Below are 22,605 nucleotides of genomic sequence, written 5' to 3' on the forward strand. Positions count from 1 at the left end.
GAAAAGGGTGTACCCAGAAATCAGGGGCACCTTTTTTATGTTGTTTTTTTATGCTCTCTACTCGTGAGATTGCGCAGTTTACTCGTGAGATTGCGCAGTTTACTCGTGAGTTGTGCAGTTAACTCGTGAGATTGTGCAGTTTACTCGTGAGATTGTGCAGTTTACTCGTGAGTTAGTGCAGTTTACTCGTGAGATTGCGCAGTTTACTCGTGAGATTGCGCAGTTTACTCGTGAGTTGTGCAGTTTACTCGTGAGATTGCGCAGTTTACTCGTGAGTTGTGCAGTTTACTCGTAGGTTTTACTTAGCCACTCCAAGAAATCCCTTAATTAATCGATACACTTCTTCCGGCTTCTCTTCAGGTAGAAGGTGCCCCGAATCCTCAAGGACAACAAGTTCGGAATTAGGCAGGTCATCATGCAGTCTTTGGCCAATATTCACCGGCACCACTCTATCGTGCCTTCCCCAAATCAGCAGACAGGGTGTATGGATGTCAGCGAGCTCTTCCTTCAACAAATCGATTTCCTTATCTCGAAGCATCCTCCCTAAGGCACGGAATATATCATGTTTCTTTATGAATGGCCCTAGATAGCCCTGCCGCATCTCATCGTCTATCATGGCCGGGTCATGGACGACATTTTTTAAATTTTTTTCGATACCTGACTTTTGTAAATAACGTTTTATCCCGAATGAAAAGAATGGCAGGTAGCTGACCATCTTCATTTTTTCCGAATAGCTAGGCTGATAGCCTGAACCGGCAAGGAGAATGGCATGTTCGACCAGATCGGGATGTGATTTGATGAGTTGCAGGGAAATCTGCCCGCCCATGGAATGGCCGATTATACTGAATGCCCGAATATCTTTCTCCTTTAAAAACTGAACAACGGAATTGGCCATGTTGCGGAATGAATATGTATATCGATAATCTTTTCCGCTTTGCCCGAATGGAGGGAGATCTAGTGAAATCACATTGAATTCCTTGGTTAAATAGGGCACTAATTTACGGAAGCTGAAGCTGGATGACAAAAAACCATGAAGTAGCACAAGGGTGGGGAAGGAATCATCTATTTGGTCATGTTCAAAATAGATTTCGATATTATTTACCCGTTCGACACCTTTAATTTTCTGACTTTCCATATACCTTCTCCTCCGTTGTTGGTAATCTCCTGAATATTCCAAAAAAGGTCCTATAATACTGTTGCATAACAGTAATTGTATGAATCGTCATTAAAAAAGACAATTACTATAACAGGTCACCGACCAATTTTGATATAATAGTGTAAGTTTATCCTGACAGAATAAGTCTTATTAATTTATATTGTCATATAGGATTCTAAAAAAGTCTAATAAGGTTATTCGTGAGACATCTGCCAGCGCCATAAAGTCACATCTAAATTAGTGAATTCCAAAAGGGGGGTTTTCCAATGCACTTGAATGAAGAGGAATTGGAAGTCTTGAGAATTATTGAAAATAACAGCCGGATTGATCTGAAGGATTTGGCTAAAATGACCGATTTATCAGAAGCGGACATAGAAATAACATTGAAGAAATTAGAAGATATGCGTGTTATTGTCCGTTATTTAACAGTCATTAACTGGACAAAAGTGGATGAATACCATGGTGTCACAGCGATGATTGATGTTAAAGTCACTCCAAAACGCGGGGTCGGTTTCGATGAGGTCGCAAAAAGGATTTACAAATTCAAAGAAGTTCAATCCGTTTATTTAATGTCTGGTGTCTATGATCTTTCAGTCATTGTCGAGGGACGTTCGATGAACGAAGTGGCAAGCTTTGTTTCAGAAAAACTTTCGACACTTGATTCCGTCATTTCCACGACGACTCATTTCATCATGAAAAAATACAAGCACGATGGCACGATTTTTGATCAAACTGAAGAAGATAAGCGGATTGTGGTGTCACCATGATTAAAACGAGTTATGTATCAAGGACGATTGCAGAGCTTAAACCATCAGGCATACGCCGTTTTTTCGATATGGCAGCGAATTTGGAAGGGGTCGTCTCGCTTGGTGTGGGTGAACCTGATTTCGTTACATCTTGGGCAATAAGGGAAGCGGCGATCAACTCCTTGGAGGAAGGGTATACCTCTTATACAGCCAATGCCGGATTATATGAATTAAGGTCGGAAATCAGCGGTTACATGGAGAAGCAATTCCATGTTTCTTATAGTCCAGAGGACCAAATCATCGTCACGGTCGGCGCAAGCCAGGCGCTTGATATAGCCCTGAGGAGCATCTTGAATCCAGGTGAAGAAGTCATTGTCGTCGAACCTTGCTTTGTGGCCTATGCACCGCTTGTGACCATGGCAGGGGGAATCCCGGTCACTGTCCAAACTTCCAAGGATGATGACTTTAAGTTGACTCCAGGGCAACTCGAAGCAGCTATTACGCCTAAAACGAAGGCTGTTTTAATCTGTTCGCCGAATAACCCGACTGGCACCCAGCTTGGGCAGGAAGAATTAGTGATGCTTGCGGATATTATTAAAAAGCATGATTTACTTGTCATTTCCGATGAAATCTATGCGGAACTTGCTTATGATGAGACATTCACCTCTTTTGCTGCCATTGAGGGCATGCATGAGAGAACAATTGTCATCAATGGATTTTCGAAAAGTTTTGCGATGACAGGATGGCGACTTGGGTTCGTTTGTGCACCTAAGGAAATTTCCGAAGCGATGCTCAAGCTTCATCAATATGCGATGATGTGTGCGCCTACCGTTGCCCAACATGCTGCATTGGAAGCATTGAAGCACGGAATGCAAGACGTTGAAGAAATGCGAAGGAGTTACCGCAGAAGAAGGAATTATATCGTGAAATCATTTAATGAGATGGGTCTGGAATGCCATAATCCTGGCGGAGCCTTTTATGCTTTTCCTTCGATCGAGAAAACGGGGATGACTTCGTTGGAATTTGCTGAAAAACTCTTGAAGGAAGAACTTGTGGCCGTTGTTCCGGGTGATGTGTTCGGGGAAAGCGGTGAAGGTCATATCCGCTGTTCCTATGCATCCTCCATGGAGCAGCTCCAAGAAGCGCTTAAAAGAATGGAACGTTTCATGAAGAAGCATTGTAAATAGGCAAAAAAATTGGGATCCGGCCGTTACTAGCAGCCGGATCCCTTTCCATAGGGGGAATTAGAAAAAGAGTTAATCTAATGGATTAACATAGAAAGTGTTAATCATAGTATATCCAGGACTCTGAAAAATAATACACATACTGCCACCATTTTTTGAATTAGGCTTGTGTTTTATATAAAGTATGCATAACATTCAGAATTTGTTCTTCGCTAAAATCTTTAGCTGCTCTTAAAACGAGTTCAGCCTTTTTGGTTCCGATTTCTTCAATTAGCTTTTTTATGTCTTCGTCCAAACCAGAAGCATTCCCGGTTGGAGAATCCTTCAAGAATTCCGAAGCTGGAATATCAAGGACGGTTGAAAGCCGCAAAATGGTTTGTGTATCAGTGACCGATTCACCTGATTCATACTTTTCAATCTTCTTTGTGCCGATTCGTAATTTTAAAGCAAGTTCCTGTTGAGTGAGATTATGATTTTCTCGGTATTGCCTGATAATCTTTGCGATATTGGACATTGTCATGCACTCCTTTTTTCAGGAAATATATTTTTTATGTAATTATTTTACCATATTATAACACAAGAAGAGTGGATGAATATGTAAGTTTTGTGAAAAACATGCCGCATAGTGAAGTAACGAAACGTCTTAAGGTGTTAACTAAGATCAAATGACTTAAGGAATACGAGTATGATAATCAATGTGCAGAATGCAGCGAATAAAAAGGCCAATAAGAATATTTAGCTTGTATATTACTTTCTTTAAAGCCTTTTTATGATCATGAGAAATGGTGTCGAATTTCTCTAATTTCAATCGTTAGAAAAAAGAGTGGATATCCTAAGGGAAATGAAGGTTATTTGCAAATTTTTAGGATAAGTTATATATAACGATCTTATATTAATTATTATTTCCAAAAAACAAACATTTTTAATGAGTAAAATCCTAAAAAGTATGGTATACTTAACTTTGATTATTTACCAATTATGTGATATAATTTTTTATTGCGTGAAAAGACGAAAAAATATATATAAAATAGGAGTGTTACCATGTCTGAAAAATTCGAAATTGGTGCGGTAGTTACTGGTAAAGTAACTGGTATTCAACCATACGGTGCTTTTGTTGCTTTAGATGATTCAACTCAAGGTTTAGTTCATATTTCTGAAATTACTCACGGATTCGTTAAAGATATCAACGAACATTTAAAAGTGGGCGATGAAGTAAAAGTTAAAGTTCTTTCCATCGATTCAGCTGCTGGAAAAATCGGCTTATCGATTCGTGCTACAGAAGAAGCTCCTGAGCGTACTGAAGCTCCGAAAAAAGCTCCGAAAAAACGCCAAGCATCTGTTAAAGCAACATCTCACATCGAATCTACTGAAGGTTTCAACACATTGAAAGACAAACTTCAAGAGTGGATTGAACAATCTCAACGCGAAGACTTAATCAAAAAATAATTTTGTAAACCGGCAAATTTGATTTGTCGGTTTTTTTTTGTCCATTTTAGTTCATGGCTGTCTTGTAATAATGAGACAGAGTTACCTCTACCTATCGCGTATTGGCAGGCGGGGCATAGGAATATAATAAAGCCGGTCATGTAACCCATGGTCCGGCTTTATTATATAGGTCATAAACAATGTCCCATGAACTTAAGATTTTTAACGAGTCGGTCTGGTTTCAGGCTCTCTAGAAATTTCAGGACTAGGTTTGAAGAGAAGTCCAAGATTAACAAGACCGGCAATTCCAACCAATCCATAAATGATCCGTGCCAAAGTAGCATCTTGTCCACCGAAAATAGAGGCGACTAAGTCAAATTGGAAAAATCCAATTAATCCCCAATTTATTGCTCCGATTATTGTAAGTACAAGTGCAGTTCTTTGTATTCCACTCATTGTACATCCTCCTTTTAAAATAGGTTAGTTCATTACTTATCATGCTTTTTCATCATGTAAATATACATCCTTACAAAAGTACCGGACGGATATTTTGTATTTACCTGGAACATTGGTCATAATGAAGAAAAGTAAAAACATTCATGGACAAAGTGGACGCAATATAGTCGCGAAAGTGGTCTATGTGAGATAAAAAGGAGAGATATCCATTGGAGAATTTCACTTATAAAAATCCTACTAAAGTAATTTTCGGGAAAGGTCAGCTTGAAAGCTTAAAATCGGAAATACCCTCTTACGGTAATAAAGTTTTGCTTGTATACGGTGGAGGAAGCATTAAGAAAAATGGCTTATATGAAAAAGTTATCAATGCCTTGAAAGAGATTGATGCAGAGGTATACGAACTTTCCGGAGTTGAACCGAATCCACGCATCTCAACGGTCCGAAAAGGTGTGGATATTTGTAAAGAACATCGTATCGATTTTGTACTTGCTGTTGGCGGTGGAAGCGTTATAGACGCTACAAAGGCCATTGTTGCAGGTGCTAAATATGAGGGGGACCCATGGGATCTCGTCATTAAAAAGGCACCAGTCGAAGAAGCCCTTCCATTTGGAACGGTACTGACGTTAGCTGCAACGGGCTCTGAAGCAAATTCAGGCTCTGTCATAACAAACTGGGAAACGAAAGAGAAATATGGATGGGGAAGTCCATTGGTATTTCCTCAATTCTCGATTTTGGATCCTGAAAATACTTTTTCGGTTCCAAAAGATCAAACGGTATACGGAATGGTTGATATGATGTCACATGTGTTCGAAACGTACTTCCATCCGGAAACGCATGCACCTCTTCAGGACCGTTTTTGTGAATCGCTGTTATTGACCGTTATTGAAGCGGCTCCTAAATTATTGGAAGAACTTGAGGATTATGAGCATCGTGCCACTATCTTATACGCGGGAAATCTAGCCTTGAATGGTTCACTTGGGGTTGGTTACAGTGGTGATTGGGCAACTCATAACATTGAGCACGCCGTTTCAGCGGTTTATGATATCCCTCACGCCGGCGGATTGGCGATCTTATTCCCGAATTGGATGAAACATGTGCTCCATGAAAATGTCACACGTTTTAAACAAGTTGCAGTCCGCGTGTTCCATGTCGATCCTGAAGGTAAAACGGATGAGGAAGCGGCATTAGAGGGCATTGAACGACTTCGGGCATTTTGGAGCAGCTTAGGGGCTCCGACCAATCTCTCGGATTATGGCATCGATGACTCACAGTTGGAAGTCATGGCTGATAAAGCGATGAGCAGAGGGGAATTTGGACGATTCAAAATCCTGAACCGCGAAGATGTCCTAGCCATTTTAAGGGCTTCATTATAATTCAGTGAAATGTTGCAGATCTCCCGCCTTGGCAGGTGGGAGAGTACTTTGAAAGGCATAATCCGTTTTTTTACTTTATGTTTTCTTGATTATGAGAATTACATCAGATAAAGTGAAAGGGAAAGTTAAAATTCGAGGAGGAATTGGAATGTCCCATATACGTTTCGATTATTCAAAAGCCCTGCCGTTTTTCGGGGAGCATGAAATAACTTATTTACAGGATGCTGTAAAAGTGGCACACCATTCTCTGCATGAACAGACAGGGGCAGGCAATGAATATCTTGGCTGGATTGATTTACCCGCCAATTATGATAAAGAAGAGTTCTCGCGAATCAAAAAAGCGGCAGCAAAAATAAAAGAAGATTCTGATGTGTTATTGGTTATCGGAATCGGTGGATCATACTTGGGAGCACGTGCGGCAGTTGAGATGCTTCAACATAGTTTTTATAACATTTTGCCTTCGGACAAAAGGAATACACCGCAGATTCTTTTTGTAGGTAACAATATAAGCTCTACATATATGCAAGACGTAATGGACCTATTGGAAAATAGGGATTTCTCAATCAATGTTATTTCTAAATCGGGTACAACCACTGAACCTGCACTAGCCTTCAGGATTTTCCGGAAACTGCTGGAACAAAAATATGGAGTGGAAGAAGCTAAAAGCCGTATTTATGCGACCACTGATAAAGAAAAGGGCGCATTAAAAACGGTGGCAACGGAGGAAGGCTTCCAAACTTTCGTAATCCCTGATGATGTTGGCGGACGTTATTCGGTTTTAACAGCCGTTGGGTTGCTTCCGATTGCGGTCAGCGGGGCGGATATTGATCAAATCATGGAGGGAGCTGAGCGTGCCAGGGTGGACTTCAGTTCTTCCGAGCTTGCTGATAATCAGGCCTACCAATATGCTGCGGTTCGTAATGTCCTATACAATAAAGGGAAAACCATTGAAATGCTGATAAACTATGAGCCTGGACTTCAATACTTCTCTGAGTGGTGGAAACAATTATTCGGAGAAAGTGAAGGAAAGGATCAAAAAGGGATTTTCCCTTCATCAGCTAACTTTTCAACTGATCTGCATTCATTAGGGCAGTATGTTCAGGAAGGTCGGCGTGACCTTTTTGAAACAGTCATCAAAGTGGAAAAGGCGCGTCATGAATTATTAATTGAAGAAGCGGATAATGACTTGGATGGTCTGAATTATCTTTCAGGGGAAACCGTGCAATTCGTCAATAATAAAGCATTCGAGGGTACGCTTTTAGCCCATACGGACGGTGGCGTTCCAAACCTGATCGTAACGGTTCCACAGCTTGATGCATATACTTTTGGCTATCTTGTGTATTTCTTCGAAAAAGCTTGTGCAATGAGCGGTTACCTATTAGGTGTCAATCCGTTTGATCAGCCTGGAGTGGAAGCGTATAAAGTGAACATGTTTGCGCTTTTAGGCAAGCCGGGTTATGAAGAGAAAAAAGCGGAGCTAGAGCAGCGCTTATAATAAAAAAGGTATCAAGCAGATGTAATATACATCCAGCTTGGTACCTTTTTTTTGAACTTGCAAATTCTGCTCAAAAATGGTTCGGCAGTAGCATCAAGAGGTTAGGGAGACTGAGAGCGCGGCTCCAGTCCGATATAATTGGGTGAAACAGCTAAAGAAAAGCTGCAGGCGAACCAGCGGTTGCAACAGGAAATGCGCTAAATCGAGATGAGAGATCCAGCCATTGCAATTGGAGAAGTCGGGTGAAGCAACCAAGGTGAAAAGAGCTTGGAAATTATTGAGGAGGCTCGATCCCCTTTATGCTAAGTATAGGGTCAATCCAGGTTTTTTTAATGACCTTTTGGTTATGCTAATAGAAAATTAGCGAAAGAGGTTTTTTACAATGATTAAAGTTTCTTCTGAGTTGGAAGGGAAAACATTCGGGCTGTTCGATCTGGAAACGAAGTTAAAACCGGAAGGCTATGTGATCGGCGGAGGCTGGGATTATGATCACGGGTCTTTTGATTATAAAATGGATGACAGTGATGGATACCAGTTCTTACGTGTTCCTTTCAAGGCTGTTGATGGTTCACTCGATAAGGATGGGGTAATGGTGGAACTTTTACAACCGTTTTTGTTATCTCATAAATACGAGGATGGTGTTGACGATGAAGGGAATATCGGTAACCTCTCTGCTTCCTTCAATCAGTTTGCTGAACCGGAAGACCCGGATGCTGAATTTCCTGAAAACTATATCTCTTATGGAAAATCGCTTGTCCGTGATTTGGAAAAGCTTTTATTACATTAATCTTCAATGATTAGTAGGGTATCATTAAGATGTATGATTACATCAAGAGGGGGCTTGATGACTGTCCTGCCTCCTGAAATGATACCGACCAATATCATGTTCTTGTCAATTAGCTTTACGCTCAACTGTTTGAAGGTTAATTCTGCCCATTCCATCTGAAGGGGCAGCTCTTTGACGTTCAATCCATGCCTTTCATTTTGCCCATCGGCATCCCAAAGAATCCCTTTAGATAAGCGATCCTGCATATAGTTACTTGCGAATTTATTCGTTTCGACGATCCCGTCCGCTCCAGCCCGTAAAGCGTTTCCCTTTTGTTCATACGTCAAAATCTCCACAAGACAATAAACGCTCGGATTCATGCCTTTGACAGCCAGTAACGTTAATATCGAGAACATATCCGTTTGCAGCTCGTCTTGCTTGAGGTCCGCTGTGATAAGGACACGTATGGCTTGTTTGATATTAGCTTTTTGCAAAACGGGATCCAAAGTAGCTTTTCCTTGAACGAAGTGGATATTCGTTCTTGGAAGCGGGTGCTTTTGCAGCGTATCATCTATAAGAACAATGGATTGATGATGTTTAAGGTCATGGATGTTTTGGATGATTCTCTTGGAGCGTTCATTCCAGCCCACTATGATAATATGACCGCCGCCACTGAATTCTTTTTTTCCCGTTAAAAATTGCTGTTCGGTGGAAATGGACATTTTAGCAATATACGCAAAATAAGAGGTGACCAGACCCGCACCTGACAATATGAGGATGATCCCAATGACTTTACCAAGATTGGTCACTGGCGTGTAATCTCCGTAACCTACCGTTGACATCGTCACGATTGCCCACCAGATGCCATCAAGTAAGGTGGGAAATCTCTTTGGCTCCACAAGGTGAATCACAATCCCGAATGAGAGCAAAAATAACGCGATGATGGAAAGCAATCTAATGATACGCGGAATTCTAGGAAAGGCGCTATTGAATGGACTGATTCGAATCATGTTTTCACACCCCTTAAGCTGTTCCTTTTAGTATGGTCAAAAAAAGCTTTGCTCATAAGGTGAAGGCGGAAAACTTTAAGTTATGAATTCCGGCAAATTAACTGGAAAACTGCAACTAGAATACGGGAAAATGACAAAAGCCCTCCGGAAAACGCCGGAAGGCTTTTGTGGTTGAGTCACGTATCCTGAACCTGGACTTCATGCTCGTTGATGGATTATATGCCCGTTTACGCTTTGGCATTCCAAGAAATTGAGGATAGGCTCATTCTGGCCTCAAACCCTTCTGCGTACGTTAAAGTTATCGCTGATGAGCAGCCAGTTTTGCGGGAAGGATAGGCCGAGTTTCCAATAACTCATCCCTCTCAAATTCAGTTCTTTAAGTAAATCGAATTTTGCCTGAATCGATCTGGCATCTTCAAACCATACCTCATGCTGCTTATCTTCAATATCTGTATATCTGAAATGTGGGGCCTGGGCGGTTTCATCATACTCGATGGCTACATTATTGGCCGCCGCAATTTGGATGGCCTGCTGAGGGCTTACAGCCTTGGCTGTGGATCCCTGAACAAAAGGCAGGGTCCAATTATAGCCGTAAAGGTTTTGACCCATCAGGATTTTGTTGGCGGGAATATCGGTGATGGCATATTCGAGTACATCGCGAACAGGTCCAATTGGAGACACTGCCATTGCCGGTCCGCCGCTAAATCCCCATTCGTAAGTCATGATGATAACAAAGTCGACGATTTCACCATGTGCCTTATAGTCATGTGCCTCATACCAGCGTCCTTTTTGTTCCGCACTTGTTTTCGGGGCAAGTGCCGTTGAAATGAACCATCCTTCTTTCTTGAATCGCTCCTTGGCTTTTCGGAGAAATTGATTATAGGCTTCTTTATCTGCCGGCCGCAAAAACTCAAAGTCAAAGTGGATATCCCTGAAACCGTATTTCTTGGCGGTTGCAACGATGTTGTTCAGGAATTTATTTTGAACGGAAGTATTCGTTAAGATGATTCGTCCGAGCTCATCGCTGAATTGGTCATTTTCCTGATTCGTGATCACCATCATTAAGACATTTTTGTTTTCCCTGGCGATGGCAGGGAAATCATCGAGCAAGGGCTCTTTTAAGGAGCCGTCACGAAGCACCTGGAAGCTGAATGGAGCTAAGTAGGTTAAATAGGGCGCAGCCTCTCTTGTGGCCGTCACAAGGGCAGGTGCAACGGTCGTACCCCTCGGCTCGACATAGCCGTTGAATTCGGCGGTCCTTTTCTTACGTGCCGGAACATAGAGACGATATCCCACGGATAAGGACTGATTTTCGGAAATTCCGTTTATTTTTGCCAATTCTTGAAAAGGGACATTAACCTTTTGGGAAATGGAATAAAGACTATCACCCGGTTGAACGAAATAATAGCTTCCGACAATTGGAATGACAAGGGCCTGCCCCGAAACAAGATTATTTGGGTTAGGAATCTTATTTGTTTCCACGAGCCGATCGACGGTTACGCTGTACGTCTGGGCGATGCCAAATAACGTCTGGCCTGGCCTAACCACATGTATTTGCAATTATTTTCCCTCCTACTGAAAGTTTCCTAACAGTTTATGAGCATAAAAAGAAATTCATGATAAAGAGCTTTGGATTGAAGGAATAGAAAAGAAAAAATAATTCAATAAATTGGCAATAATAATTTAAGCCTAAAATGCTAATTAATATTAGTAGGAGGTGAAAACAAATGGCAAACAACAATAACAGCAATCAACTAGTAGTAGCTGGTGCAGAGCAAGCTCTACAACAAATGAAGAATGAAATCGCTAGTGAATTTGGTGTAAACCTAGGTGCTGACACTACTTCTCGCGCTAACGGATCTGTTGGTGGGGAAATCACAAAACGTTTAGTACAAATGGCTGAGCAACAATTAGGCGGATATGCTCGTTAATTAACTGAATAAAAATGGATTAGAAAGAGAAGGAGCATCGCTCCTTCTCTTTCGCATTGTTCAGCTAGTTGCCTTCCAAGCCTTTAAAATTTTGATTGCCTTTTCAGGGAAGTCTGTCATGATAACGTCCACATCCATCTTAGCGAGCTTGATGATGTCCGTTTCATCATTGGCGACCCAAGGCCGGATTTTGTATCCAAGTTTTTTTGCCGCTTCAGCTATGGCTTCAGTGAGGCTATTTTTATCAGGATGAAATCCGGATTCCATTTTTTTACTTAATATTTCTTCGAAGTTATCAGGAAGCCCCTCGAACAATAAAGCGCGTTCAAGTTCTGGAGCAAGCACCTTCGCTTTTTCAATCGAATCATGGTTGAAGGAGGAAAGGACCACCCGGCTTTCCATTCGATATTGACGAATTGCATCTATAATCTTCTGTTCGATTCCTTCGTAAGCGAGTTTATCCGTTTTTATTTCGATATTCATCAAAAGTGCATTACCCCTGGCCCAGTCGAAAACATCCGTTAAAAAAGGGATCGGCTCTCCAAGGAATTTCTTGGAGAATTTACCCCCGGCATCCGCTGTTTTCAGCATTTGTGCCGAATGATCTTTTACGTACCCTGTAAGTGAGGTCGTTCGATCAAGTGTTTCATCATGAATTATGACCAACTCCCCATCAGAACTAAGATGGACATCGAACTCGATTCCCTCTGCACCGATTTCTGCAGCCTTTTGAAAGGCGGCCATGGTATTTTCAGGGTGAGTTCCTTTGGACCCTCTATGGGCGAAAATTTTTATGCTTTGCAAATTCATCACTTCCCCTTTAAACTTTATCTAGAACCTATCATACATATACCCTTAAAATGTTTTAGCTATGTTTAATAGACAATGATTTAAACAACGAGTACAATACTAATGGTATTTCCATAAATAGGTGTTCGAATTATGAGGTGAAAATAATGAATATGTGGGAAATTTTTGTTGCGGTTGTCCTTGGGCTTGTTGAAGGATTAACTGAATTTGCTCCAGTATCGTCCACTGGGCATATGATTATCGTCGATGATTTATGGCTGAAGTCGAGCGAGCTTTACGGGAGTGAAGTGGCCAATGCGTTCAAGGTGGTCATCCAGCTTGGTTCGATACTGGCTGTAGTCGTGCTCTTCTGGGGGCGGTTTATGGACTTGCTTGGATTAAGAAGATTGAAGGACACATCTGCTGTGAAGGGCAAAAAGCTAAACCTATTGCAGATCATCGTCGGTTTGTTACCGGCTGCCGTTTTAGGTTTATTGTTCGAAGATTACATCGATGAAAATTTATTTACGATGAAGACGGTTATCGTCGGATTGTTCCTGGGCGCGTTATTGATGATTGCTGCGGATAAATTCCGTCCAAGGTTGACTGCTGAAACGGTTGACCAAATCACATATAAACAAGCCCTTGGAGTTGGGTTAATTCAATGTTTATCATTATGGCCTGGATTTTCCCGTTCAGGTTCAACGATTTCCGGCGGTGTGCTTTTAGGGATGAGCTATCGGGCTGCTTCCGATTTCACGTTCATCATGGCAGTGCCGATCATGGCAGGCGCCAGTCTGTTGAAAATCGTGAAATATTGGGAATTCTTCACACCTGATGTTTTGCCATTTTTTATCGCTGGTTTCATCAGTGCATTTATCTTTGCTTTATTCTGCATTCGCTTTTTCTTGAAATTAATCAATAAAGTTAAATTGACTCCATTTGCCATCTATCGGATTGTCTTGGCAGTTGTGCTTCTATTCATTATTTGGTAATACGAACCGAAGCATGAAAGAGGAGTGAAACCACCCTGTTTATATGGGGTGGTTTTTTTATGCCCGAAAAATATGCAGAGAATTACCGAAATGATATAACGAATGATTTTTATGTTTAGAGATTTTTAATTCGTTATTTTTGATAAAAAAATAGAATAATCTTTTGTATTGAAAAAAATATTCGGTTTTAAGTGCAGTTCCAGGCATAATTAGTAAAAAAAATATAAATGTAATATAGTCCCCTGAGCACAGTAATACCAATGGGTCTTGTTATTTACAAGAAGATTCTGACTATTACATAAACTATTCTTGGATAATTTTCATGATATAATTTTAGTATAAAATAAGTACATGTGTACACCTGGGGAGGACGTCATGGGAAATGACCAATTGAAGAAAACGGTTGGCTTTTGGGTTGGAACATCTATTGTAGTTGGTACAGTTATTGGTTCTGGTATTTTCATGAGACCTGGTGACGTGCTTGAGTTAAGCGGTAATTCAACCATGGGCTTGTTGGCTTGGTTGATAGGTGGTCTAATTACCCTGGCAAGCGGATTGACGATTGCGGAAGTGAGTACACGGATTCCTAAAACGGGAGGCTTATATGTTTATATGGAAGAAGTGTATGGAAAAGCATGGGGATTCCTATGCGGCTGGGTTCAAACATTGGTATATGGACCTGCAGTCATGGGTGCACTCAGTTTATACTTCGGGTTATTAGTCGCAGGAATATTTAATATCGCTTCAGACTACACTTTGGCAATAGGAATTCTTACGATTGTATTTATAGCAGGGATGAACCTGCTGGGGACAAAATACGGCGGTATGATACAAACCATATCGACCGTTGCTAAATTGATCCCCATCATTTTCATAGCAGTGTTCGGTATCGCACAAGGTGATATGCCTGTATTCAATATCAACAGTGAAGGTTCAATGAAAATCAGTATGGCCGGTGCGATTTTGGCTACGCTCTGGGCGTATGATGGCTGGATGAATGTCGGCTTCATGGCAGGAGAAATGAAAAACCCGCAGAAAACGTTGCCGAGAGCAATCATAACGGGCTTAGTCGTGGTCATGGTCGCTTACTTAGCTGTAAACCTTGCCATGCTTCATGTATTGGGAGCAGAGGGAGTCATAGCTCATGGTACGAATGCAGCGAATGTTGCGGCAACGCTTCTATTTGGTGAATTGGGCGGGAAATTGATATCAATCGGAATAGCGATTTCAATCTTCGGTTGCTTGAACGGAAAGCTTCTGACCTTTCCGCGCATAACATTGGCTATGGCGACTGATAAAATGATGCCTGGCCATAAACAAATCGGGAAAATATCGCCCAAGTTTAAAACGCCAATAAATGCGACGATATTACAAGTGATCATTGCAATCATCATGATGGTTGCAACAGACCCTGACAAACTTACCAATATGGCCGTCTTCTCTGTCTTCTGTTTTTATGGATTAGCCTTCTTTGCGGTCTTTATCTTACGGAAGAAAGATCCGGATGCGAAAACGTATAAAGTACCATTCTACCCATTGATTCCCATCGTGGCGATTGCTGGTGCAATATATATTGTTTTAAGCACATTAATCCAAACACCTTTAAATGCCCTGTACTCGGTGATCATCCTCATTATAGGTATGCCTGTATATTGGCTTCTTAAAAAAAGTGAGCGGAATGATAAACGGTCATATTAATGAAAAACCCTTCACTCCGTGCAGTGAAGGTTTTTTTTATAAATTGCTGGAACGAAACTCCCCTTTGGACAAAAGTGGTGAAATAGACAACTTAGTCAGTTCGTATTAACATAGGGGAAAAGTTTAAAAGTGAAGGGTCTGAATTAACGTGAATTATATTGAGCCAGCTGGTAAATCATTCAGGAAGACAATCTTGGCTTTATTTCTTGGCAGCTTTGTAACGTTTGCCGATCTATATAGCACGCAACCGGTCATTCCGGTATTCGCCAAGCAATTCGGCGTTTCTCCGGCAATGGCAAGTCTGACATTATCTTTTGCAACAGGAACGCTTGCCATTTGTTTATTGCTTGTTTCCTTTTTCTCTGAAAATATCGATAGGAAAAAAATAATGGGGACAGCGCTCACGTTGTCTGCTTTGTTATCCATATGTGTCAGCTTCATCCATGATGACTTATACATCCTGATTGCAATACGAGCGATTCAAGGAGCTGTGCTTGCTGGATTCCCGGCAATAGCCATGGCCTACATCAATGAAGAATTTCATCCGAAAAGTCTGGGCTATGTGATGGGAATTTACGTGAGTGGTTCGAGCATTGGAGGATTGGCTGGCAGGCTGATTGTAGGGGTCCTGACTGATCACTTCTCATGGAACATAGCGATTGGCAGCCTTGGAGCTTTAAGTTTGGCCATCAGTCTGGCTTTTTGGTGGATGCTTCCTCCTTCGCATCATGCTGTCCGCGTAGGAGTCTCAGTATCGAGAATAAAAACATCTCTGATTAATAACTTAAGGAATAGCAGACTAGTACTCTTATTCGGTATGGCTTTCCTATTAATGGGCTCGTTTGTTACGGTTTATAACTTTGTGGGTATACCATTAATGGGACCGCCATATCATTTATCACAGACATTGATCGGCTTCATTTTCATTATTTATCTTGTTGGAACATTTAGTTCTACATGGATGGGGAAGCTTGCGGATCAATATAGTCGGAGGCACGTTCTTCTTTCCGGAATCGCAATCATGCTAGTGGGTGCCCTTTTAACGTTATTGGATCCGCTTATGCTGAAAATAATCGGGCTTGCCCTGTTTACATTTGGCTTTTTTGGAGCTCATTCAATTGCGAGCAGCTGGGTTGGGAGTTTAGCCGAAAAAAGTGAAAAGGCACAGGCATCTTCTTTATATCTACTATTTTACTATGCTGGGTCTAGTGTCATTGGGGCATCAGGCGGTTTATTTCTGATGAGGTTCGGCTGGGGAGGGGTCATTTCGGCTGTATCCATTCTAATCGTTCTGGCGGCTATTTGTGCAATGATGGTTGAAAAAGTGAAAATCGCTAAATAAAATGATCTTTTCTATCATGATTTTCTGGAATCCTGAATATAATCTAGTGAAAATGGATATTGAATAATAGATTGATAAGAGAAGAGGTTAATAGATAGAGTGAAACGAAAAGCAGTAATTCTCGTTGGGTTAATAGCCGTTTTAATTATATTATTCGTTGTATACTTAACAAGTCCGGGCAGGTTGGAAAAAGTGGAGATTGTTGAAAAATACTATCCTCATTTCTCCGATGGCAAGGCGGTCGGTTTTAAGACGAACAAAGTCATTGATGTGACGGAAACCGAAGAGGGTTCCAATTGCGCAATGAAGTTCAGCAATGGGAAAACGTTGGAAATAGATTGTGACCGTTATTTAACATACAAAATTGATGAAACAGTCTATATAACTACCGAGGGAAACCATGTGAAGGAAATTCGGAGAAAAAGATAGTGTCAAACAGTAAATAATGGCGGAAGAGCTGAGTTTGTTTAAAAAACGAATTCAGCTCTTTTATTTTATCCATTCAAAAACCCAGGCCATGTTGGACTGGGCTTTTTCATTTTTTATCTTTGCTTTTACCTTTATCCTTTTTATTACGCCGTAGTACATCTAATATCCTGCGGCTGTTATTTTTACTGTTTATCAGTTCGACTAAATCGCTCATGTTTTCTGATTCAAAGTCTTGTTGATCTTTTTTCATGGTAATCCCTCCAAGTCATATATCGTTTACCCTTTTTAAGAAAAGGGTAAACGTCTATTATCATATTGGTAATAGAAGGATTTTATATCCTTAATCATTAATATTTTGATAAAATGTGATAAAAGCCCTGTATGGGAGGTTTACATGGAAGAATTAAGAATGATCGGTGAAAAAATTGAAAAATTCAAATATATTTTAGTGGAACATATCGAGTTGTTTGAAGAAGAGGACCCACTCCTTGATTTTGAAACAAGTAAAGAGGTAAGGTCACAGCTCATTCAAATTCATGCAGATGCTTTGATTCATGGTAAGGAACAAGCGATGGAAAGTATGAAAGTAACGGGCATGACAATTGGAAAGCGCATCGTGGATATGGGCGTTCCTTTAGATAAGAATATCGGGGAAGCTCAGCTGGTGCGTAACCTTTTCTGGAGTTTCATTGAAGAAGAGGTAAGCAACCGTTATTACTCGATTGAAATTTTGCTAAAGGCAAGTTCGATAATTGATGCAATCCTTGACCAATACATTCATTGTGTGAGTATTAGTTATGTGAATCATTATAAACAAATGGCAAAAGCGGCAAAGGATTCTTTGAAGAAGATAAAAGAAAACCAAGAAGTCATGGAAGAATTGGCAACTCCGATCGTTCAGACTTTTTTAAAGGATGTCCTGCTTATACCGTTGATCGGGCGCATTGATGATTGGAGAATGGAGTCGATGCAATCGACGGTGCTGCAAAAATGTGCAGATTTTCATGCGGAGGTATTGATCATGGATTTCTCCGGCATTACCTTTACGAAGGAAAGTAATGTACTTTCCCTGCTCGATCAATTGGTGGGGGCACTGTCGTTGATGGGAACGGAAACGATGTTCGTCGGTTTCACTCCTGATGTGGTGAAACAAATTGTAAAATTAGATTTTGCTAACCAGGTAGAAGCTTTTCTATCCTTCGCGCAGGCTATGGAATACCTCTTTAAACAACGAGGACTGGCAATTCAACCAATATGATGGAGGTATCCTTTTTCAGGATATCTTTTTTTGTATGACGAAGTATTATGGAGTTTGAGTTTTATCCTTTTATCATCCTTATGATATTTCTTCATGGTATAGTGAAATGGCGGAAAGAGCATGTTGCACATACCCCGCCCTTGTGACGAATGGAAAAAACGTGAATGGTGAGACACATACAGAAACAACTCTCAAACAGATGAGTCATATAAGGCTTAAAGGAAGGTGGATGAAGAGTGTTTTTTAAGAAGAAACATGATGATTTGGAACCGGATGAAAAATGGTATTGTATAGGAATCATGACAGATAACGGATTGGAAGACGAAGAATATGATGCACTGTCAAAGCGCATCCTCGACTCGGTCCAAAATGTGACGGTCATATCGGATTTGGTCAGGGTGGAATGGGATCAAGAAAAATTACGAAACTTGAACGGCCATTTTTTGTACCCCGCATTTTCTGACCCTTGTTTTATCATCAACGAATTCATACCAGAGGATATAAAAAGGGAAAGAAAACTTCTGGAGAAAAACCATAAATGGAAGAGGCTCTTTGGTTTACTTTCCATGGTTGAATACATGGAAGCCGAGACGAAGGCGGCCCATGACTTTGATAAGGCCCTTTTTTATTCCGATGATGTAGATAAAGTGATTGAATACATAATTAAAAATAGCTGACCTTCCCCTAACATCGATACGTAGTATCGGTGTTTTTGTATCGATTAACGTTTATAGGGAATCGTGATAATAATTTAATCCTCCCTTCAGGAAAATCAAAAAATCGCTATGATACTTGGGGAAAAGAGAGAAAGTTGGGAAGTTGGTAGGAAAGCTGGGATGAAATGCGGAATACCTTAAGTAGAAAGAAAGAGAGAGAGAGAGTTTTATAGGGAAAGGGAGATGAATTGATGGAAGTTGCCGTGCCCCAGCAAAAACCAAAACGGAAGTGGAGAAAACGTGCACTATGGAGTTTTGGAATCCTGATTTTACTTTTGCTGTCTGTCTTGATTGCAGCAAATGTATTTCTATCAAGATCCTTGCCGGAAACAAAGGGGGAAATATCGCTTCCAGGTCTTTTGGAAGCGGTTACAGTTGTGAGGGATTCCAGTGGTGTCCCTCATATTAACGCTGCAAATGAACATGATTTATATTTAGCACAAGGGTACATCCAAGCACAAGACCGTTTATTTCAAATGGATTTAAGCAGGCGTCAGGCGTCAGGAAGATTGAGTGAAGTGATTGGTGAGAAAACCGTCAAGAATGATAAATATTTCCGCACACTTGGGTTGAGGTGGGCAGCTGAGGCCTCCTATGCAGAATATACAAGTGACGGGAAAGAAGCCTTGGATGTATTTGCAGAAGGGGTCAATCTTTATATCGATGAATTGAAGGAGAATGGAAAATGGCCGGTCGAGTTCACTTTACTTGGATACGAACCAGAGCCATGGACACCCGTCGATTCGCTCACCATCGGTAAATATATGGCTTTTGATTTAGGCGGGAACTGGGAAGATCAGGCGTTTAGACAGTATTTGCTGCAAACTTTCCCAAAGGAAAAAGCGTATGATTTATTCCCGAATTATCCAAAGAACGCTCCTTATATTATAAGTAAGGAAGAGCTGGATATTGAAAAAAGTTTCGCTGGGGCCGTTATTCCTTATGAATTCAATGGCAGCAATAACTGGGTTGTATCGGGTAAGAAAACGGATTCCGGTCAGCCGCTTTTGGCAGACGATCCTCATCTAGGGTTAGCTACACCGTCCGTTTGGTATCAAATGCATTTGGAGGCCCCGTCAGTCAATGTGAGCGGTGTTATCTTTGCCGGGGTTCCAGGAATCATTCTTGGTCATAACGAAAAGATCACTTGGGGTGTGACCAATACAGGTCCGGATGTCCAGGATCTGTTTATTGAAAAGAGAAACCCGGAAAATGAGATGGAATTTGCCTTCAAAGATAAATGGAAAAAAGCAAAAATCTTGGACGAACCGATCAAGGTGAAGGATGGGAAGACACTTGACTATAAAGTGACGGTTACCCGCCATGGACCGGTTGTCTCCGAGTTTGCCGGCAAAAGCGGAAAAGATACTGTGCTTGCATTAAGGTGGACGGCACTTGATCCATCTGCCGAGCTTGAAGCCGTATTGAATATGAATAAAGCGGCAAACTGGAAAGATTTCGAAAAGGCACTACTGAAATTTGAAACGCCGGCACAGAATTTCGTCTTTGCCTCGGTCGATGGGACCATTGCCTATAAGGCGAACGGCAAGATCCCAATCCGGAAAAAAGGAGATAGTATGCTGCCTGTACCTGGATGGACAGATGAATATGAATGGAAGGGCTATATTCCATTTGATGAACTTCCAAAAACGATCAATCCAAAAGAAGGGTTCATTTCGACAGCCAATAATAAAGTCATCTCAGATGATTACCCGTACCACATCAGCAATAACTGGGCACAGCCTTACCGTCAGATGAGGATACAGGAGTTTTTAAAGGCCAATAAAAAGCTTACGGCAGAGGATATGCAAAGTCTGCAGATGGATCAGGTGAATCTGCAAGCTAAGGAGTTTGTCCCTCAATTCCTGGAGGTATTGAAAGGCTCATCGGGTAAACAGGAAGACCAGGCTCTAAGGATTCTGAAGAAATGGAATCAGATTGACTCTGTTGATGAAGCGGCACCGATGATATTTAATGTCTGGATGAAAAAAATAGGGGAAGTCCTGCTTACAGAAGAAATACCTGAGGAGACCCTCAACCTCTTTAATGGAAGACGTTCTGCAGTCGATGAACTGCTGAGACGGGCACTGGACGGAAAGCCAGGTCCTTGGATTGAAGAGGCAGGCGGACTAGAACAGGTACTCGCAAAGTCGTTGCAGGAGACGTTAGGGGAACTGGAAGAATCACAAGGTGACGATATAGCTGATTGGGAATGGGGAGACTATCATCAGGTAAGGTTTAACCACCCGCTATCGAGTGTCACCCCGTTAAATCTATTGTTTAACAGCGGCGGTGGATTGCCGGTCGGCGGCAGCAGTGTCACCGTACAGGCAGCGGCATTTTTAGATGACGGAACCGTTAATCATGGGGGCTCCTGGAGATTTGTCATCGACCTATCCGACATGAGTCAGGCCTATCACCTCGTTGGCCCGGGCCAATCGGGTAACGTTAAAAGCGAATGGTACCACGATCAGCTTGATGATTGGGCAGAAGGTACTTATCACAAAACCGTATTAGCCGATCCAAAAGGGGATAAGCTGACATTGAATCCATCATACTGATAAACGAATATTTTTCATAAAAAAAGTACCAAGTCCAGCATGTTCTGGACTTGGTACTTTTTTTATTATTTTTGCTTAGTCAAGAATTCAGTAAGGAACTCTTCGAAATTAGGAGCCTCGATTGCAGCAATTTTTTCATATGACTCGATGATTTTGAGCTTAATTTCTTGTTCCAGGTCATTCCGGTCTTGATAGTTTGTGTTTAATAACGATTTTTTTATTTTAGGATTCAAAGAATCAATTAGATTCAACAATTCCTCTTTTGAGAGTTTTTTATCCACAATGGCTTTTCTCCTTTCTAGCATATACCTCATCCATATAGTGTTTTCGAAGTTTTTTGAGAGCTTGTTTACGGATACTTGAGATATTCTGTGGCGACTCATGGAAATATGCAGCAATTTCCTTGTTGGATAGGCCGTATGAAAAGATCATGGTCAACACCAGGTTTTGTTTGGTGGTTAAGTTCTTCAGGGCTTTTATCATTTCTTCATCACTTATGTGTGAGGAGAGTTCATTCGTTTCCCCCATATTTTCAAGTTGAAGGTCCAAAGTTCCGATTCGATCAATCACTCCGCCAGTATCCCTCGGCGCTGCATCCAGTACCATTCGATAGCGTTCCCGCTGCTTCCGTGCCCTTTTATCAAAATCAACGGAGAAAAAGTAAATTAGGGAGCACATGTATTTGTAAACCTTTGCCCGGTAATAGAAAATTTTGAAAGTCTCGTTGAGATGATAAATGTTGTGAGAAGAAGGGGAATCAAGAGTCTCTCTGAGAATCTTCATATGCTCTGGGTTCTGTAAAAATACTTGAATGATCGGTTGTTCAAAGAAAGATGAGTACTGTTGCTGTAAAAATTCCAATGAATGAGAAAAGAAATGAGCGGTTAATTGGTTCATTGCTATCCCTCCTTTAATTAATAAAGTGATGGACAAGTGGAATAAATCAATTATATACGAACATTTGTTCTTTTATCTATAAATCAATAGTGCTAGATTGATTTTTCTAAACAAGTTTCACTTTAGATATCAGATACAAGAAAAGGGGTGAAGAGGATGATGATTGAGGATGCTACTGTGTGGGTGTCATTAGTTAGCGAATTTGGCTATCCATTCGTCGTTTCTATGTTTTTGCTCTTCCGCTTCGGTAAACAATTAAAAGAACTGACAACGGACGTTGAGAACTTAAAAAAGTCCGCTCATAAAACGAAACGATAACCTCAGGACGTTATGTGCTAGGTAGTAAAAACCGAGTTTCGGATTCTATTCAAAAAAGGG

At 41.1% G+C, this 22,605-nt stretch carries 25 protein-coding genes; 16 read left to right on the top strand and 9 right to left on the bottom strand.

Features of this window, described 5'->3' with window-relative positions; translation table 11 throughout:
• Nucleotides 1-112 precede the first annotated feature (112 nt).
• Nucleotides 113-295: a hypothetical protein gene (locus LQ203_RS16325; protein WP_230159429.1), complete on the top strand. Its 183-nt coding sequence runs from the start codon at nucleotides 113-115 to the stop codon at nucleotides 293-295.
• Nucleotides 296-298: 3 nt separating this feature from the next.
• Here LQ203_RS16325 and LQ203_RS16330 read toward each other — a convergent pair whose 3' ends face one another.
• Entirely contained in the window at nucleotides 299-1,135 is an 837-nt protein-coding gene (locus LQ203_RS16330) for an alpha/beta hydrolase (RefSeq protein ID WP_230159430.1), read from the bottom strand.
• Between the two features lie 287 nt (nucleotides 1,136-1,422).
• On the opposite strand from LQ203_RS16330, the gene LQ203_RS16335 reads away from it, so the two are divergent.
• Nucleotides 1,423-1,923 carry an Lrp/AsnC family transcriptional regulator gene (locus LQ203_RS16335; RefSeq protein WP_230159431.1) on the top strand — a complete coding sequence of 167 codons (501 nt, stop codon included), beginning with the start codon at nucleotides 1,423-1,425 and terminating at the stop codon, nucleotides 1,921-1,923.
• On the top strand, nucleotides 1,920-3,089 hold the full coding sequence (locus tag LQ203_RS16340) for an aminotransferase (RefSeq protein WP_230159432.1): 1,170 nt from the start codon (nucleotides 1,920-1,922) through the stop codon (nucleotides 3,087-3,089). Before LQ203_RS16335 ends, LQ203_RS16340 begins: the two co-directional genes overlap by 4 nt.
• A gap of 157 nt (nucleotides 3,090-3,246) precedes the next feature.
• Here the strand turns inward: LQ203_RS16340 and LQ203_RS16345 are convergent, their stop codons facing one another.
• Entirely contained in the window at nucleotides 3,247-3,600 is a 354-nt protein-coding gene (locus LQ203_RS16345; protein ID WP_230159433.1) for a helix-turn-helix transcriptional regulator, read from the bottom strand.
• A 527-nt stretch (nucleotides 3,601-4,127) separates the two neighbouring features.
• Between LQ203_RS16345 and yugI the strand changes: the two genes are divergently transcribed.
• The gene (gene yugI, locus LQ203_RS16350) at nucleotides 4,128-4,532 is read left to right on the top strand and encodes a S1 domain-containing post-transcriptional regulator GSP13 (RefSeq protein WP_061143894.1); all 405 of its coding nucleotides are present in this window, start codon (nucleotides 4,128-4,130) and stop codon (nucleotides 4,530-4,532) included.
• 201 nt (nucleotides 4,533-4,733) lie between these two features.
• Here yugI and LQ203_RS16355 read toward each other — a convergent pair whose 3' ends face one another.
• The gene (locus LQ203_RS16355; RefSeq protein WP_230159434.1) at nucleotides 4,734-4,967 is read right to left on the bottom strand and encodes a DUF378 domain-containing protein; all 234 of its coding nucleotides are present in this window, start codon (nucleotides 4,965-4,967) and stop codon (nucleotides 4,734-4,736) included.
• A 209-nt stretch (nucleotides 4,968-5,176) separates the two neighbouring features.
• Between LQ203_RS16355 and LQ203_RS16360 the strand changes: the two genes are divergently transcribed.
• The 3 genes from LQ203_RS16360 to LQ203_RS16370 all read left to right on the top strand — a co-directional run bounded on the left by LQ203_RS16360 (nucleotide 5,177) and on the right by LQ203_RS16370 (nucleotide 8,622).
• Nucleotides 5,177-6,340 (top strand): iron-containing alcohol dehydrogenase, encoded by a 1,164-nt coding sequence (locus LQ203_RS16360; protein ID WP_230159435.1) that lies wholly within the window; start codon nucleotides 5,177-5,179, stop codon nucleotides 6,338-6,340.
• Nucleotides 6,341-6,488: 148 nt separating this feature from the next.
• The gene (locus tag LQ203_RS16365) at nucleotides 6,489-7,835 is read left to right on the top strand and encodes a glucose-6-phosphate isomerase (RefSeq protein ID WP_230159436.1); all 1,347 of its coding nucleotides are present in this window, start codon (nucleotides 6,489-6,491) and stop codon (nucleotides 7,833-7,835) included.
• A 382-nt stretch (nucleotides 7,836-8,217) separates the two neighbouring features.
• A complete protein-coding gene (locus tag LQ203_RS16370) occupies nucleotides 8,218-8,622 on the top strand; it encodes a YugN-like family protein (protein WP_230159437.1) in 405 nt (134 codons plus the stop codon).
• Here the strand turns inward: LQ203_RS16370 and LQ203_RS16375 are convergent.
• Complete coding sequence (locus LQ203_RS16375; RefSeq protein ID WP_230159438.1) at nucleotides 8,619-9,611, bottom strand: potassium channel family protein; 993 nt, start codon at nucleotides 9,609-9,611, stop codon at nucleotides 8,619-8,621. The genes LQ203_RS16370 and LQ203_RS16375 overlap by 4 nt on opposite strands.
• A 273-nt stretch (nucleotides 9,612-9,884) precedes the next feature.
• Nucleotides 9,885-11,171 (bottom strand): glycoside hydrolase family 18 protein, encoded by a 1,287-nt coding sequence (locus LQ203_RS16380; RefSeq protein WP_230159439.1) that lies wholly within the window; start codon nucleotides 11,169-11,171, stop codon nucleotides 9,885-9,887.
• Nucleotides 11,172-11,338: 167 nt separating this feature from the next.
• Between LQ203_RS16380 and LQ203_RS16385 the strand changes: the two genes are divergently transcribed.
• Complete coding sequence (locus LQ203_RS16385) at nucleotides 11,339-11,542, top strand: alpha/beta-type small acid-soluble spore protein (RefSeq protein ID WP_063234094.1); 204 nt, start codon at nucleotides 11,339-11,341, stop codon at nucleotides 11,540-11,542.
• Nucleotides 11,543-11,602: 60 nt separating this feature from the next.
• On the opposite strand, the gene LQ203_RS16390 is transcribed toward LQ203_RS16385, so the two are convergent.
• Complete coding sequence (locus LQ203_RS16390; RefSeq protein ID WP_230159440.1) at nucleotides 11,603-12,346, bottom strand: glycerophosphodiester phosphodiesterase; 744 nt, start codon at nucleotides 12,344-12,346, stop codon at nucleotides 11,603-11,605.
• Between the two features lie 152 nt (nucleotides 12,347-12,498).
• Between LQ203_RS16390 and LQ203_RS16395 the strand changes: the two genes are divergently transcribed.
• The 4 genes from LQ203_RS16395 (at nucleotide 12,499) to LQ203_RS16410 (ending at nucleotide 16,795) form a co-directional block, all read left to right on the top strand.
• Nucleotides 12,499-13,326 (top strand): undecaprenyl-diphosphate phosphatase, encoded by an 828-nt coding sequence (locus LQ203_RS16395; protein WP_290370600.1) that lies wholly within the window; start codon nucleotides 12,499-12,501, stop codon nucleotides 13,324-13,326.
• Nucleotides 13,327-13,701: 375 nt separating this feature from the next.
• Nucleotides 13,702-15,024: an amino acid permease gene (locus LQ203_RS16400; protein WP_230159441.1), complete on the top strand. Its 1,323-nt coding sequence runs from the start codon at nucleotides 13,702-13,704 to the stop codon at nucleotides 15,022-15,024.
• A 148-nt stretch (nucleotides 15,025-15,172) separates the two neighbouring features.
• Nucleotides 15,173-16,366 (top strand): MFS transporter, encoded by a 1,194-nt coding sequence (locus LQ203_RS16405; RefSeq protein WP_230159442.1) that lies wholly within the window; start codon nucleotides 15,173-15,175, stop codon nucleotides 16,364-16,366.
• A 99-nt stretch (nucleotides 16,367-16,465) separates the two neighbouring features.
• Nucleotides 16,466-16,795, top strand: a complete 330-nt coding sequence (locus LQ203_RS16410) for a hypothetical protein (RefSeq protein ID WP_230159443.1) — start codon at nucleotides 16,466-16,468, stop codon at nucleotides 16,793-16,795.
• Between the two features lie 106 nt (nucleotides 16,796-16,901).
• Here LQ203_RS16410 and LQ203_RS16415 read toward each other — a convergent pair whose 3' ends face one another.
• A complete protein-coding gene (locus LQ203_RS16415) occupies nucleotides 16,902-17,045 on the bottom strand; it encodes a hypothetical protein (RefSeq protein WP_230159444.1) in 144 nt (47 codons plus the stop codon).
• Nucleotides 17,046-17,189: 144 nt separating this feature from the next.
• Here LQ203_RS16415 and LQ203_RS16420 point away from each other — a divergent pair, with 144 nt between their 5' ends.
• From LQ203_RS16420 to LQ203_RS16430, 3 genes are all read left to right on the top strand, one after another.
• Entirely contained in the window at nucleotides 17,190-18,053 is an 864-nt protein-coding gene (locus LQ203_RS16420; protein WP_230159445.1) for an STAS domain-containing protein, read from the top strand.
• Between the two features lie 236 nt (nucleotides 18,054-18,289).
• Entirely contained in the window at nucleotides 18,290-18,730 is a 441-nt protein-coding gene (locus LQ203_RS16425) for a hypothetical protein (protein ID WP_230159446.1), read from the top strand.
• Nucleotides 18,731-18,960: 230 nt separating this feature from the next.
• The gene (locus tag LQ203_RS16430; protein WP_230159447.1) at nucleotides 18,961-21,330 is read left to right on the top strand and encodes a penicillin acylase family protein; all 2,370 of its coding nucleotides are present in this window, start codon (nucleotides 18,961-18,963) and stop codon (nucleotides 21,328-21,330) included.
• Nucleotides 21,331-21,395: 65 nt separating this feature from the next.
• Here the strand turns inward: LQ203_RS16430 and LQ203_RS16435 are convergent, their stop codons facing one another.
• Both LQ203_RS16435 and LQ203_RS16440 read right to left on the bottom strand, forming a co-directional pair.
• Nucleotides 21,396-21,611 (bottom strand): hypothetical protein, encoded by a 216-nt coding sequence (locus LQ203_RS16435; protein ID WP_230159448.1) that lies wholly within the window; start codon nucleotides 21,609-21,611, stop codon nucleotides 21,396-21,398.
• A complete protein-coding gene (locus LQ203_RS16440) occupies nucleotides 21,604-22,227 on the bottom strand; it encodes a sigma-70 family RNA polymerase sigma factor (protein ID WP_230159449.1) in 624 nt (207 codons plus the stop codon). The genes LQ203_RS16435 and LQ203_RS16440 overlap by 8 nt, the downstream gene beginning before the upstream one ends.
• A gap of 156 nt (nucleotides 22,228-22,383) precedes the next feature.
• Here LQ203_RS16440 and LQ203_RS16445 point away from each other — a divergent pair, with 156 nt between their 5' ends.
• The gene (locus tag LQ203_RS16445; protein ID WP_081092540.1) at nucleotides 22,384-22,545 is read left to right on the top strand and encodes a YvrJ family protein; all 162 of its coding nucleotides are present in this window, start codon (nucleotides 22,384-22,386) and stop codon (nucleotides 22,543-22,545) included.
• The last annotated feature ends 60 nt before the right edge of the window (nucleotides 22,546-22,605 follow it).

It is taken from the genome of Peribacillus sp. Bi96 (assembly GCF_918698115.1).
Lineage (GTDB): Bacteria > Bacillota > Bacilli > Bacillales > DSM-1321 > Peribacillus.